Below are 14,434 nucleotides of genomic sequence, written 5' to 3' on the forward strand. Positions count from 1 at the left end.
ACATAAACAGTTGTACAACAATTATCATCAATGCTTGTAGAGCTAGACCAGCTAGCGATTTATATAGGAAATGAAGAAATATGAAAGGTGAAACTGAAAGCCGTATTAGGAGTGCTTGATCTGTTGCGCCAGCTTCTGAATATTCATGCTAATCTCATCTGGAGTATGCGCCGCATAGCCAAACAATACTGCTGCTTTTTCATAAGGCTGTTGACAATAGCGAGATAAAGGCTGAACAGCCAGATTAATAGCGAAACACTGATCAATAAAGCTTTGCTCAGTCCATGGGGCTTTTAGCCAACAAATCACATGAATCCCTGAGTCGGTTGGCTGAACAGTCAATACATCTGTAAGAAACTGTTGAATCGCAGCAATTAATGCCTGTTGACGTTCTTGGCAAGCTTTACGCACTTTCCGTACATGGCGTGCATAATGCCCCTCTTTGATAAACAAAGCCAAAGCCGCTTGTTCTAAATAAGCACTCCGCGTATCGGTATAATATTTTGCCAGACTCAATGTTTCTATCAGCGATTCTGGAACCACCATAAATCCAAGTCGAAACTCAGGAAACATCATTTTAGAAAAAGTACCTGAATAGATTACTCTTTGCTGTTGGTCTAAGCCCTGTAAGGCTTGAATTGGATGCGTTCCATATCTAAACTCACTATTATAATCATCTTCAAAAATCCATTTTTGCTGACTTGCTGCCCATTCCAATAGGGCCAATCGTCGACTTAAACTGAGTGTTCCACCTAAAGGGAACTGATGAGAGGGTGCGGTATAGATGAATTTACTTTCGGAATAATGCTGAATAATCTCAGCAATTTTCATCCCTTCGTGATCACTTGATACAGGATGAACTTGAATGCCAAAACTCCGAAAAATATTTAAAGCGGCATCATAGCCGGGCTCATCTAAACAGATCTGATCCAAAGGTTGTAATAATGCATAAGCTGCAAGATGAATCGCTTGTTGGGTACCATTTACAATCAAAATTTGTTGTACATCGCATTTTAGCCCCCGCGTAGAACGAACATAATCACAAATAGCCTGACGTAAAGGCAAATAGCCACGACAATCATGAAACTGCCCCAATTGCTGATGAGACTGCCGCCAAGCACGCCCCAATAATTTCCCCCAAAGCGAATGTGGAAATAAATCGGTACAACCAACGCCGACATGAAATATTTTTTCACCCTGCACAGATACATTTTGTTTCTGCCAAGCAGGTAATAAATTTGCGATATGCGGATTAATATTTAGCTTGTGACAGATGTCAGATGCAGATTCTGTCGCTATCTCTTGTATAGAAATTAATTGGTCAGGAATCAGCTCAGCGACATATGTACCAGAGCTTGGCTTGGTCACAACATAGCCTTCATCCAGTAAACGATCCATTGCAGCCAAGACTGAATTTCTAGAAATCGACATCATTTCCGCCAAGACACGACTAGAGGGCAGTTTGGTTCCAGAAGCCAGACGACCATCCAAAATTGCATCACGTAAAACGCTATATAACCCCTCTTTAATCACCCCTTTAGGCAAGATCAAATGGGGGAAATAAGCCGATGCTGCTGTCGCCATAAGTAAAACTGGTACTGTTAAAAATACTCAAAGTGTATCTTATTTCAATACCACAATCACACTTAAACTCATTTCTCCTCTTTCTTTCCCGATGACTGGAGAATACCTGTGGAAAATTTAGTGGTTCAAATTGTGCCTGTTGCACAACAAGACTATAAACAATGGGTGGAGTATTGGCTGGCTTATCAAGACTTTTACCAAGTGGCTTTATCCAATACTGTTACGCAAACCACTTGGCAACGTTTTTTTGATGATCAAGAACCGATATATTGTGCTGTTGCTAAACAAGCTGAGCATGTTCTCGGCTTTGTACATTACGTGATCCATCGCTCGACATGGGCCGAGACCAACTTTTGCTATCTAGAAGACTTATATGTTTCTCCACAGGCAAGAGGTCAACATGTAGGCAAGCGCCTGATTGAATATGTACAACAGCAAGCGATTGTTCAACCCTGCGCGCGCTTGTATTGGCACACGCAACAAAGCAATCAAACTGCACAAAAACTCTATGATTGGATTGCTGAAAAACCAGGGGTCATTGAATATCGTATGGCTTTAAATTAATTCATAAAAAACCAGAAACACAATGCTTCTGGTTTTTGCTTAAACCGTTCTAAAATCAGTGCAGCAAGACTCAAGGTAATTTCTAAGTCTCTTAAGCATCATCAGCTCACAAAAACCTGATATAACTTTTCAACAGTTTGATGGATTTCCGATTCGGTCAGGGCAGCAAAACCAAAACGAATATAGAAACTGTGATCAGAATGATGCCATTCCGAACCAAAATCATATTCAGAATCAATATGTAATTGTTTTAAAACCGTTAAAAACTGCTGTTGAAAAGGCAATTTAAACTTTACCCACAACGCCATGCCGCCTGCAGGTGGGGCTATTTCAACCCAGTTCTCAAAAGTTTGCTGAAAAGCCCTCACAGCAAAATCTCTACGTTGCTGATAAATCTTACGCATTTTACGGATATGCCGCTTAATTTCACCCTGCTGCATCAGTTCAGCCATTGCCAATTCAGTAATTGCATTGCCCTGTTTATCGATCAGCAAAATGTCTTGTTTCATCGCCTGAATAATCTGTACATTGGTCACCACATAACCGATTCTTAAACTGGGCGCAAACACTTTAGACAAAGAGCCGATATGAATTACTTTGTCTGCTGCCGGTAAGCTGATTAACGGCGGAATGGGTCGACTGTCATAATGAAATTCATGGTCATAATCATCTTCAATAATATAAAAATCAAAGGCTTTAGACAGCTCTAACAGCTTTAATCTTCGATCCATAGACATCGTCACTGTCGTTGGATATTGATGATGAGGTGTGGTGTATACCGCAGCAACTGCATGGCTGGACAAAATTTCAGTTAAATGATCGGTATCTAGACCATGCTTATCCAAACGCACGCGAATAATTTGATAATGATTAGACAGGAATGTTTCCACTGCAGGTGGATAAGCCCATTGCTCTACCACAATAATATGACGCTGGGACTGGTGTTGAGCCAGAACCCGCGCAGCTAGAAAAATCCCCATTTGACTGCCACGAACCACACAAATGTTTTCCATAGAGGTCTGTATAAAACGCTCCATAGACAACATTTCTAATAAGGCTTGACGAAGTTCTAAACTGCCCTGCGGATCTCCATATCCCATGGTTTGATGACGTGTTACTTGAATCAATGCATGCCGATAAGCCCGTGAAAACAATTCATACGGGATCAGCCGATTATCTGGCACACCATCATTTTTGATCAGCACCGGAGTTGGCAAAACTGCTGTGGTATCGACCTGTTCGAGTGTAGGCGATGACTGCGCTTTTAAGTCAGGTAAATTCTCAGAGACAAAGGTGCCTTGCCTAGCTTTTGAAACCAGCCAACCCTGTGCCTCCAAATCTTCATATACCGATTGTACGGTTTTTCGGTTAATCCCGAGTTCATCCGCCAGTGTACGTGAACCTGGCAAGCGTGTTGCCTGAGTAATTCTGCCAGATAAAATCTCTTGAATAATCTGATTTGCCAACTTTAAAAAAAGGGTCTTTTCTTCACGATCTTCTAAATGTAGCCGAATTTTCCAAGGCTGACGCATAACTCTCTGGCCCATATAAGTTTTAGAAACTGGATATTTTAATCCATCCACAGAATTTTTATTCTGTACTTAGGCGATGTGAAAATCAACTCAGCGAGAGGTTTTATTTATGCAAACGGCACAACTCGATAAACAGCAATTGATGCAAAATGCACAGCAAAATATGCAGCAATTTATTCAAGATTCAAACTACACAGATCGACAAAAGTTGGCATTAACCTGCCGTATTTTATTTGACCACGGCCATGATGCTGGCTTAGCTGGACAAATCACTTGTCGTACCACGCAAGGCAATAGCTTTATCACCCAGCGTTTTGGTCTCGGCTTTGATGAAATTACCGCGCAAAACTTATTGGAAGTTGATGAAGATCTAAAGCCACTTGATCAACAAGGCATGGCAAATCCTGCAAATCGCTTTCATACATGGATTTATAAACAACATCCTGAAGTGAATTGCATTATCCATACCCATCCAACACATATTGCAGCGTTGTCGATGCTCCGTGTGCCCTTAGCGATCGCACAAATGGATACCTGCGCTTTATATGAAGACTGTTCTTTTGTGGAAGAATGGCCGGGAGTCCCCGTCGGCAATGAAGAAGGTATTTTTATCTCAGAAGCCTTAGGTAAAAACCGCGCAGTACTGCTGTCACATCATGGTCAGTTAGTAGCAGGTAAAACCATTGAAGAGGCTTGCAACTTAGCCATTTTAATTGAACGCGCTGCCCGACTTCAGCTTTTGGCAATGGCTGCTGGACAAATTCAACCTATTCCACATGAACTGGCAAAAGAAGCCCACGACTGGGTCTCTACCAACAAGCGTAATAATGTCAATTTTGCCTACTATGCGCGTAAAGCTTTAAAAAATCATGCGGACTGTATCGAGGAGTAATGAAAATGAAATTAGAAGGCATTATTGCATACCCAATCACACCATTTCACCCAGACACGCAAGCTGTCGATGTTGATGCACTGACCATCACATTAAATGCTTTGCTGGAACAACAATGTAATGCGATTGTGCCATTGGGCAGTGCAGGTGAAAGTGCTTATTTATCTTGGCAAGAATGGCAACAAGTCGCACAAAAAAGTATCGAAGTCGTTAATCAACGTGTTCCAGTCATGTTGGGAATTTCTGAACTCACAACGGCGATGGCGATTCAAAAAGCACAAAAAGCCGAGGAGCTTGGCGCTGATCTAATTATGGTGATCCCAGTGTCTTACTGGAAACTCAATGATCAAGAAATTTATGATTATTATCAGCAAATTGCTGCATCGACCAAACTACCGATCATGGTCTATAACAACCCTGCAACCAGCGGTGTAGATATGTCACCAGAATTGATCGTGAAAATGTTTCAAGAAATTAAGAATATTTGCATGGTTAAAGACAGTACTGGCGATATTCAGCGCATGCATAAATTTCATGAATTGTCTCAAGGACAGTTGCCCTTTTATAATGGCTGTAATCCTTTGGCGCTTGAAGCATTTTGTGCAGGTGCAAGTGGTTGGTGTACTGTGGCGCCAAATCTACTCGGTCAGCTACCAAGTCAGTTATATCAGGCAGTCAAAGATGGTGATTTAGACCACGCCAAAGCCTTGTTTTATCGTCAATTGCCTTTGTTGCGCTTTATTGTACAAGGCGGCCTACCGAAAACAGTCAAAGCAGGTTTAAATGAATTAGGTTTTTCTGTAGGTGAACCAAGAAAACCATTACAACATGCCACCCCACTGGAAGTTCAGCAATTAAAGTCGTTGATGACCTTAGCAAAACAAGCGTAAACCATCGTCGTATGCGCTTGTGAAGTTATAAAATTGATCCGATAAACATGCTTTGTTGCATACACAGCCATCCGCTGCTTTGACAGATACTCAAATGATAAGTAAATGTCATCCAGCGGTGTTTAAATCTAAGTGCAACAAAGCGGTTATTGCCATAGCAAATATCGGCATAACAAACAAATCAATTCCCAAATCAGCTTTCTAAAAACTAAATCCAAGGTTTAAATTGATACGATATAACCATTGGTCACTATAGGGTGAAACGGTCGAGCTAAAACCGGTTGAATTCATTGCACCACCAATAATATTGGCATTTTTCCCCCAAGTATAATCAGCCCACACCATAAAGGGTGACGCAATAAACATCATCCCGGTGGTATTCATTTGAGAATCTGACCAATCATCACGTTCTTTATCCATATAACTATAATCATTGTAGAAACGAATCGCTTTGAGTTTGCCCATATTTTGCATAGGTAAGGTATAGGCAAGATTTAAACTGGCAACTGTCGCTTCAGAGGCAATAAAATAAGCAGGGGTAAATCCGTTATTCCCCATTAAAGTCATATCATTATTGACCCCGTCAGGGTTCTTTGCATCATATTGATAATGAATCACAGAGCTTTGTAAATTAAAGCGTTTGTAATTGTTATCACTATGCACCCCTACTGCATAATATTGGCCATTTTTATCGGTGGTTTTATTATGCAATTGCGCAATTGCCCCCGATACCCCGACTTCCTGCTTACCCACTTTGGTGTCTAACTTGCGAACAATCCGCGTATTGAATTGATGACGCTTTTCATTTTGATAAGCTTTTTGACTTGGAAATGCATTGTCGGCTAGGTCATCATAAGTGGCAATTTCGGGCGAATAGCGCAGATTGGTTGCCAGCATTTCTGGGTAATAGCCCAGTTTTACATCCCAGTCCTGATTATGAAAATTCCAGTTCAAACCTGGTGCAATGTTATTGCCATAGCCCAAAAAGAATGGAATATGGTAAGTCCAACCATTTTGCGGATAAGGATAAATTGCAAAAGGTTTATATACAAAGCCGGCTTCTAAACTATTCTGTTGATCTAAATTGTAGCCCACGTAGGCTTTTTCGATCGAGCGTTTCTCTTGGTCTTGAAACAAGTAGCTTGCATTAAAATAGGCATCGTCAAACTTACCTTTGACATCGACTCTAAAAATATCAAAATAGAGTTTGCCAAAGCCATCATTAGGCCCTTCCCAATTTTCATAGCGTTGGTTTAATCGTACCACGCCACCCAATTTTATAGAGTCCGTCTCATCTTCACTTTTCCATTCTAATGCTGAGCTTTGCGCCAAAACATTGGATGTGGTACCCAAATACAATGCTGCAAGTAGCATCGCGATAGCTGTCTTTTTCATAATTGCTTCCTTCCCTTGTGTTCCAACGATCCTGTTGGACTTTTGTTTTACCTATAAAACATAGTTTTTATTGTATTTTGAGCAAAAAAAATTGCTGGTGAATTTACTGAACATCCGATGCCGACATCGAATGTTCAACTGGGTTTAATAGAGTTTTTTCTGCGGCGGTCCTGCAAAGTTCAGTGGTCCAATCGAATTCATATCCAATTCGATCACACTTGGCCCTTGAAAATCGACTGCTTGTTGAATCACGCTTTTAAACTCATCTGCACTGCCCACTTTCCAGCTTTTCACTCCCATTGCTTCCCCTAAGACTTTATAATCTGGGGTATGCAATTCGTTGAAATATTGACGCCCACCAAAGTAATTCTTTTGAATACCACGCATTACGCCATAACCGCCATCGTTCATGATCATCAGCACCATGTTGGTATTTTCTTGTGCCATGGTGGCAATCTCACCGATACCGAGCATCAAACCACCATCGCCCACGAGACCAATCACTTTTTTATCTGGATTGGCAATAGAAGCGCCAATTGCCGTGGCTAAACCAAGACCAATTGCCCCAGCAAGTGAGTGAATATTTTGATTCGGTGCTTGTACTGGAAATAGTCGGCTGCCCCAAGTACTGCCTGACATGGTAATGTCACGTACAAAGATACCGTCTTGTGGCAGTGCCGCACGTAAGTGATCACAGATCAGTGCATATTGATCCAGCTGAGTACGCAGTGCCTCAATAGCGGACTGTTTTGCTGCAACAACCGCTGCATCATAATCTGCATCAACTTTTGAGATACCGCTTAGCCCTGTGAGCACACGTTGTAATACAGCTTTGGCATCAGCACAAATGAAGTTACGAACTTTATAATTACGTTGCTGCGCCACTGGATTGGCATCAATCTGAATCAGATTATCAGGGAGATGCACAGAATAGGTTTTGGTTTCATTGCTGCGTAAACGCGAGCCCACCACCACCAATAAGTCAGCCTGTTTTAACAGTTGCTCAACCCCTGCTGAGTTATGGAATGCACCTAAACTGCGTGGATGCTCATCCGCTAACACACCACGGGCATGAGTCGAAGAAACAACAGGAATCCCAAGATCTGCAATGGCTTTCACTTCATCAACACTATTTAACGTGCCGCCACCAATCCACAAGATGGGGCGTTTGGCTTTTTTAACTTCTTCAACAATTAAATCAATTTCAACTTGCTCAGCCTGCGGTAATTCAAGCGCTTTGACAGGGCCTAAATTCAATGGCAAGTCAATTTCTGCAGCTTGCACATCAATCGGGAGCTCAACGCTTACAGGCCCCATCGGTACTGTGGTTGCAACACGAATTGCTTCACGAATTACACCCACTGCATTGTCTGGACTGGTAATACGAAATGCAGCTTTGCTTGAAGCACGTAAGAAGGTCAGTTGATCTTTGGTTTCATGGATAAAGCTGGCATCACGATCAAGATATTCACGTTCAACTTGCCCAGTTAAATGCAACACAGGACTCCCAGCATTCATCGCTTCAATCAATGAGCCTACTGCATTGCCTGCACCTGCACCTGTACTGGTCAAAGCAACCCCTAAACCTTTAAAGCGTGAGTGACCATCTGCCATCGTGACTGCACCTGCTTCGCCACGCGCTGCCACAAAACGAATTTTTTCACGACGCCCTACGGCATCTGCAATTGGTAGGTTATGAATCGAAATCACCCCATAGATACTTTCCACTTGGTGTGCTTCTAAAACACGCGCGATTGCTTCGCCTACATTTACACGTTCTGTCATTGTTTATTCCTCGAAAACTTTTTCATTCCATGAATTTATTATTCACACCAAGGATTTGGCTGTTCGCTTAATCCCATATAAATACTTTTTTGCTGCATATAAGACAAAATACCTAAACGCCCTTTTTCACGCCCGATACCACTTTCTTTAAAGCCACCAAACGGTGCCGAAATAGAGAATTTTTTATAGGTATTAATCCAGACTGTACCGACTTCCAAAGCACGCGCAATTTGCCAAGCTTTACGGTAGTTTTCAGTCCAGATTCCTGCTGCAAGCCCAAAACAACTGTCGTTGGCTTGGGTGATTAAATCGGCTTCATCGTCATACTTCATCACCACCAAGACCGGACCAAAAATCTCTTCTTGACAGGTTTGTGCAGTATTATTTAAACCCGTGATGATGGTCGGTAAGTAATAACTTCCTTTCGCCAAATCACCATCCGTCAGCGCTTGACCACCCACTACAACTTGACCACCTTCTTGCTTGGCCAATTGCACATAGGCATCGACAGAAGCCAAATGCTTTGGATTAATTAAAGAGCCCAAATGTACATCCGCTGTTTCTGGATGTCCCACTCGTAAAGCTTTGGTAATTTCAACCAAACGCTTAAGGAACTGATCGTAAATACTGTGATGCACGAAGAGTCGTGAACCTGCAATACAAGCTTGTCCTGCGGAGCTAAAGATCCCATAAGCCACACCTTTAGCAGCCAATTCAATATCTGCATCAGGCATAACAATCGTAGGGGATTTTCCACCAAGCTCTAATGAGGTGGTAATCAATTTATCTGCGGCAAGATGAGCCAAATGACGCCCTGTAGTGGTTCCGCCAGTAAATGAAATTTTGCGGACCAAAGGATGCTTTACGATGGCATCACCAATTACAGAACCACGCCCCACTAAAACACTGAGTAAGCCTTTTGGCAGTCCTGCTTGTTCAAAGATTTTGGCGAGTTCCAAGGCAATTAAAGACGTTGCCTCTGCCGGTTTAAGGATCACCGCATTTCCAGCAGCAATCGCAGGGGCTAGTTTTTGAACTTCACTGGCAATCGGTGAATTCCACGGTGTAATCGCGGCCACCACACCGACAGGTTCATGCACACTCATGGTCATAAAGTCAGCCGCACGTTGTGTGGTGAGTTCATCATTCAGCGTTTCACATGCTGCGGCAACATAGCGAGCTGTCGCGGCTGCACTCATCACTAAACCACGTGTTTCAGCCAGTGGCTTACCATTATCACGGGTTTGTAATTTTGCAAGCTCATCTACACGTGCTTCAATAATCTCTGCCACTTTATACAAAATACGCGCACGTTCATGTGGCATGCTATTGCGCCAGCCTGCTTGTCGCCATGCCAAATCTGCTTTTTCAATTGCTTCATTGACATCATCTAAACTCGCTGTAGAAATTTCAGCATTTACAGATTGATCTGCTGGAAACAGACTTTGAATCGTATTGCCTTTACCTAATCGCCATTCACCTGCGATATAAATTTCCTTTACCATGATCAAATCCTTTTAAATCTGAATTGCTTCAACGCTATTGCGACATGCACGAATCACGCTAAGCGCAGCCAAAGTTGAGGTTTTGGGATTGCTTGCCAAAGGCACACCCACCAATTCAATGGTCATTTCACCAAACACGCCTTCTGCCACAATGGTGTGCTTGTTCTTATTGGTTTTTGGATCAACCGTAAGCTCAACCATGGTTTCATCCATGCCTAAACCTGCGAGTGCTATGGTTGCTGCAACGTTGGCATTGGCTGGAAACTTCAGTGCTGCTTCTCTGGCTGTACCACGAAAAAAAACCATAGCTTCACTGACCTGATCGAGATCAACCAATTGTTCAGCATAACTGCCACGCCAACTCTTCGGGCTTTTACAGCCTTTATAGGTGACCTTTTCCAAACCACCTTCTTTTGCCGCAGAGATACCATCGATCCCCGCAATCGCACCCGCTAAAAGATGTAGATGGGCATCGTGTTGTTCCGCAGTCTGTTTCAGTTGAGAGAAAAATTCGCTATCGGCTAAGGTTCCCACTGAAATCAGACCAATGGTCCAACCTTTCTCTAACACCTTTTGGGCATGTTCTTTTACCGCCGCTTGGCCTGCAACTTCGATTACATAATCAGGCTTGCCAAGGCATTGATCAATCGAACTAATTACCTGTACCTGAGCGGATACTTGTGCCTGTACTTTTTCAACACTGCGTGCAGGCACCACAATCCATTTAAGCTGTAAATCTTGTGGCATATGTGCGTACACTTCTGCTGCCATTGCACCGAAACCAATCATCATCAACTGTTTCATGGGCACACCTTATAAATGTTTGTTAAATCCACCAGAGACATCCAAGGCTGCACCCGTGGTATAGGATGCCAATGGTGAAGCCAAGAACACCAAAGCGTGTGCTGGTTCTTCAGGTTTACCTAGACGTTGCATTGGAATACCACGGTTTTTTGCAATATTGCCTGTCCACTGTTCCCATGACGCTTGGCTATCTGAACGTGTTTCAAAACGGCGTTTCCACTGTGCTGACTCCACCATGCCCAATAAAATTGAATTCACCCGAATCCCATATTGGCTAAATTCATGCGCTAAGGAATGAGTTAAATTCAGCAAAGCGGCACGTGCCGATGAAGTCGCGATCATGTGTGGTTCAGGTTGCAAGGCCAGTAAGGAATTGACATTGGTGATTGATCCACACGCCGAATTTTTTAAATCATCTAAAAATGCACGAACAGGATGCAAGACACTGAAATACTTCAATTCAATTTCTTTCATCCAATCTTCATCTTGAGTGTCTTCAAAATTGGATACGCGCCCTTGACCTGCATTATTGATCAACATGTCGACATTGCCTAAATTTTGATTGACCTGTTGTACAAAGCGTTTTACATCTTGTTTGTCTAAAACATTGCAGGCTTGAGTAAAAATATGGGCTTGCGGATACTTTTCCAAAATATAATTTTTTGATTCTGCTAGACGCTGTTCATCCCGACCACACCATGCCACTTTGGCACCTTCTGCAACTAAAATTTCGACAGCAGCCAAACCAATGCCTGACGAGCCACCTGTTACTACTGCTACTTTTCCTTCAACTTGGAAGCTCATATTTTTCTCTCGTTTGAGTCTTAACGTGCCGATAAAATAATGTCGTTAAACTGTTGTGGTTGATCGACATAACTCAGATGACCTGCATCTGTAATCAGATGACATCGGCTCAATTGCATTTCTGCGGCAAGGTCTTGGATACCTTGTGCAGGTGTAATTTGGTCCTGATCGCCTGCAATCACGACGCAAGGAACACGAATATCTGTTAAATAATTTCTAATTTCATCATAGGCCAGCAAATATGATGCATGGGTAAAACCGTCTAAGGTCAAATCCTGCATCACCGCTGTGACCAAAGCCAAAGCTTGAGCATCTTGTTTATAAATTAAATGCGGTCCACGACTTGCCGCCATGCCTGCATGACCTAAGCTTTTCAACAGCATTGGTCGTTTTTGATAAACCTGTGTTTTGCTTTTCTCATCTGAACGTTGATAACCTTGTGCCACATTGGCAATCAGCAAAGTCTGTACACGTTCAGGATAAAGATGAGCAAAAGCACTGGCTTGTAAAGCCCCGAGGGAATGACCAACCAGAATGGCTTGCGGAATTGCCAAAGCGTCGATTAAACCCAACAAACGTTGTGCATAATCTTCTGCATTCGGTTGCGCTGTATTTAAACCTTCTGATAAGCCATAACCCGGTGCATCCCAAGCAATCACACGAAAAGACTGACTCAGTACATCAAGTTGGTTGATCCATGAAGCAGAACCCGAACTAATCCCGTGTAGCAAAATCAACGGCTGGCCTTGACCTGCCTCACGATAGGCGTGTACTTGACCATCCACTACAATGGTTTTGACTGGATATTTGGCTAATCGATCAAGCAATGTCATGGCTGGATTCCTTTGCTGTAGGGCTGGGCTTTGTCGATTCAATCAACGTTTGATTTGCGACAATGGATGTTCTGGTGGATAGTTCGGAATAGTCGGTTTACCCGCACCTAACATCACACACATCAAGGCATCTTCCTGACCCGGATTAAACAAGCCACGGTAAATTCCAGGTGGAATTGAAATCAGGTCTCGCTCTTTAAGTTTGGTTTGAAATTTCTCACCGTTATGTTCGATAAACAGGTCAATCTCACCACGCAACATAAAAAACACTTCTTCAACATCATGATGAATATGCAAAGGCCCTTCGCACTGCGGAGGTAAAACCATGGTTGAAAAAGTGAAGTTTTCTGCTGGAACAGTGTTGCCATCATTGACTACACCTGTTGCACCCGTGCCCATATAACGCATTTGGGCACGGCGATATTTGGGGTCATAGTCCGCTTGGAACTTCAAGGCATCAAAATCATATTTACGTGTTTCAAAACGTGCGATACGGGTATTTAACCAATCTTGTAAGCTTGTACCTTCAGGCTGTGACCATGATTCGAATTGTTGAGTAGTCATGTTTTAACTCCTAGATATCTTGAATTAATAACGTTTTAGTAAAGGAACCAAGAAGAACGATCCAATCACAGCAACTGCTGCTAAGAAGGTAATTCCTAAATTAAAACTGTGGGTTTGCATCACGATGTAACCGATCAGAACGGGTGCAATTGCACTGGCAAAATTACCCAGTCCATTAAAAATCCCACCCGCTGTCGCGCCCACATCAGCAGTGGTCACACGAGCAAGTAGTGCAAATATTGCTGCGACACCAAAGCCCCAAGCCATTGCGCTGAGAGACATTGCAACAATTACTAAAATTGGATCTGTCATAATGACCATGACATACATAAAGATGCCGGCCACCAATAAGCCACTGAATACCTGAATGGCACGACGACCTAACTTGTCAGAAAGAAATGCACCAATCACTTCACCAATCAACATGGCGATAAATGGGAAGCTTGAATAAATACCAAACTCTTTAAGGTTAAAGCCCTTGTCTTGGATCAAATAAGATGGAACCCAACTGTTTAATCCCCACAGATAAGTCATCAGTGCAATATTGAAAATACACACCAACCAAAATGAACCGTTCTGTAATAGCATTTTGGTGTTGTGGATATGCCCTTTAAAATTGACACGTTTACTGGTCGATTCCAGCTCAATGGTTTTCTTGAGTTGTAAATTACGTAAGCCAAACACAATCGCAATCAGTGCAATTACAGTTAAACCGGCCATCACAAAGAAGGTGGTATGCCAATCATGGTTTGCGAGAACAGCCGCTGTAATTGGAAAACCCAAGAAGGCACCGATCGGTGTACCCAACAAAAACATGGTGGAAGCACGTGCTTGCTGACGATCTGTATAGGTTTGTTTCACGATGGTATAAGCCAAGGCAAATAATGGGCCTTCAGCTAATCCAAGCAGAACGCGGAGAATCAACATCCCTGTATAGTTGGTGGTAAAACCCATACAGAACATGAGTATCCCCCAAGATAAGACGCTCCAAAACAGCATTTTTTTAGGGCTAAAAATATCGCCTAAGAAGCTTAAAAACACAGAGGAAAAACCATAAGCCAATAAAAAGCTGGTCATTAACCATCCAAGCTTTGCTTTGTCTTGGGCAATCCCCATCGCGCCCTGAAAGTGCGGATCCGCAAACAAGACTGCGATACTAATTTTGTCGAAAAATGCCAGAACGACACAGATCATCAGGACAAAAGCAGGAACCCAATGCTTCAATCCACTTTTCTCTTCATTACTCATATTTCATTCCTTCGATTGAGTCATGAACCGGATT

General features: G+C 42.7%; 13 protein-coding genes. 3 read left to right on the top strand and 10 right to left on the bottom strand.

Annotation, left to right across the window (positions count from 1 at the left end; all coding sequences use genetic code 11):
• Window positions 1-105 precede the first annotated feature (105 nt).
• Window positions 106-1,584: a PLP-dependent aminotransferase family protein gene (locus M2R48_RS15840; RefSeq protein WP_262086691.1), complete on the bottom strand. Its 1,479-nt coding sequence runs from the start codon at window positions 1,582-1,584 to the stop codon at window positions 106-108.
• Window positions 1,585-1,692: 108 nt separating this feature from the next.
• On the opposite strand from M2R48_RS15840, the gene M2R48_RS15845 reads away from it, so the two are divergent.
• A complete protein-coding gene (locus tag M2R48_RS15845) occupies window positions 1,693-2,148 on the top strand; it encodes a GNAT family N-acetyltransferase (RefSeq protein WP_262086692.1) in 456 nt (151 codons plus the stop codon).
• A 101-nt stretch (window positions 2,149-2,249) separates the two neighbouring features.
• On the opposite strand, the gene M2R48_RS15850 is transcribed toward M2R48_RS15845, so the two are convergent.
• On the bottom strand, window positions 2,250-3,680 hold the full coding sequence (locus M2R48_RS15850; protein ID WP_262086693.1) for a PLP-dependent aminotransferase family protein: 1,431 nt from the start codon (window positions 3,678-3,680) through the stop codon (window positions 2,250-2,252).
• Between the two features lie 109 nt (window positions 3,681-3,789).
• On the opposite strand from M2R48_RS15850, the gene M2R48_RS15855 reads away from it, so the two are divergent.
• Together M2R48_RS15855 and M2R48_RS15860 are read left to right on the top strand one after the other, a co-directional pair.
• Complete coding sequence (locus M2R48_RS15855) at window positions 3,790-4,572, top strand: aldolase (protein ID WP_004717605.1); 783 nt, start codon at window positions 3,790-3,792, stop codon at window positions 4,570-4,572.
• A gap of 5 nt (window positions 4,573-4,577) precedes the next feature.
• Window positions 4,578-5,462, top strand: a complete 885-nt coding sequence (locus M2R48_RS15860) for a dihydrodipicolinate synthase family protein (RefSeq protein WP_262086694.1) — start codon at window positions 4,578-4,580, stop codon at window positions 5,460-5,462.
• Between the two features lie 201 nt (window positions 5,463-5,663).
• Here the strand turns inward: M2R48_RS15860 and M2R48_RS15865 are convergent, their stop codons facing one another.
• The 8 genes from M2R48_RS15865 to M2R48_RS15900 form a co-directional block, all read right to left on the bottom strand.
• Window positions 5,664-6,857 carry a hypothetical protein gene (locus tag M2R48_RS15865; protein ID WP_262086695.1) on the bottom strand — a complete coding sequence of 398 codons (1,194 nt, stop codon included), beginning with the start codon at window positions 6,855-6,857 and terminating at the stop codon, window positions 5,664-5,666.
• A 144-nt stretch (window positions 6,858-7,001) separates the two neighbouring features.
• Window positions 7,002-8,642 (bottom strand): thiamine pyrophosphate-binding protein, encoded by a 1,641-nt coding sequence (locus M2R48_RS15870; RefSeq protein ID WP_262086696.1) that lies wholly within the window; start codon window positions 8,640-8,642, stop codon window positions 7,002-7,004.
• Window positions 8,643-8,680: 38 nt separating this feature from the next.
• On the bottom strand, window positions 8,681-10,147 hold the full coding sequence (locus M2R48_RS15875) for an aldehyde dehydrogenase (protein ID WP_262086697.1): 1,467 nt from the start codon (window positions 10,145-10,147) through the stop codon (window positions 8,681-8,683).
• 12 nt (window positions 10,148-10,159) lie between these two features.
• Window positions 10,160-10,951 (bottom strand): aspartate dehydrogenase, encoded by a 792-nt coding sequence (locus tag M2R48_RS15880; protein WP_262086698.1) that lies wholly within the window; start codon window positions 10,949-10,951, stop codon window positions 10,160-10,162.
• 9 nt (window positions 10,952-10,960) lie between these two features.
• Window positions 10,961-11,755 carry an SDR family oxidoreductase gene (locus tag M2R48_RS15885; RefSeq protein ID WP_262086699.1) on the bottom strand — a complete coding sequence of 265 codons (795 nt, stop codon included), beginning with the start codon at window positions 11,753-11,755 and terminating at the stop codon, window positions 10,961-10,963.
• A gap of 20 nt (window positions 11,756-11,775) precedes the next feature.
• Entirely contained in the window at window positions 11,776-12,588 is an 813-nt protein-coding gene (locus M2R48_RS15890) for an alpha/beta fold hydrolase (protein ID WP_262086700.1), read from the bottom strand.
• A 42-nt stretch (window positions 12,589-12,630) separates the two neighbouring features.
• Window positions 12,631-13,152: a cupin domain-containing protein gene (locus tag M2R48_RS15895; protein WP_004717620.1), complete on the bottom strand. Its 522-nt coding sequence runs from the start codon at window positions 13,150-13,152 to the stop codon at window positions 12,631-12,633.
• 24 nt (window positions 13,153-13,176) lie between these two features.
• Window positions 13,177-14,400, bottom strand: coding sequence for an MFS transporter (locus M2R48_RS15900; RefSeq protein WP_262086701.1), 1,224 nt, complete (start codon window positions 14,398-14,400; stop codon window positions 13,177-13,179).
• Window positions 14,401-14,434 lie beyond the last annotated feature (34 nt).

It is taken from the genome of Acinetobacter sp. I-MWF (assembly GCF_025433935.1).
In the GTDB taxonomy this organism is placed as follows: domain Bacteria; phylum Pseudomonadota; class Gammaproteobacteria; order Pseudomonadales; family Moraxellaceae; genus Acinetobacter; species Acinetobacter guillouiae.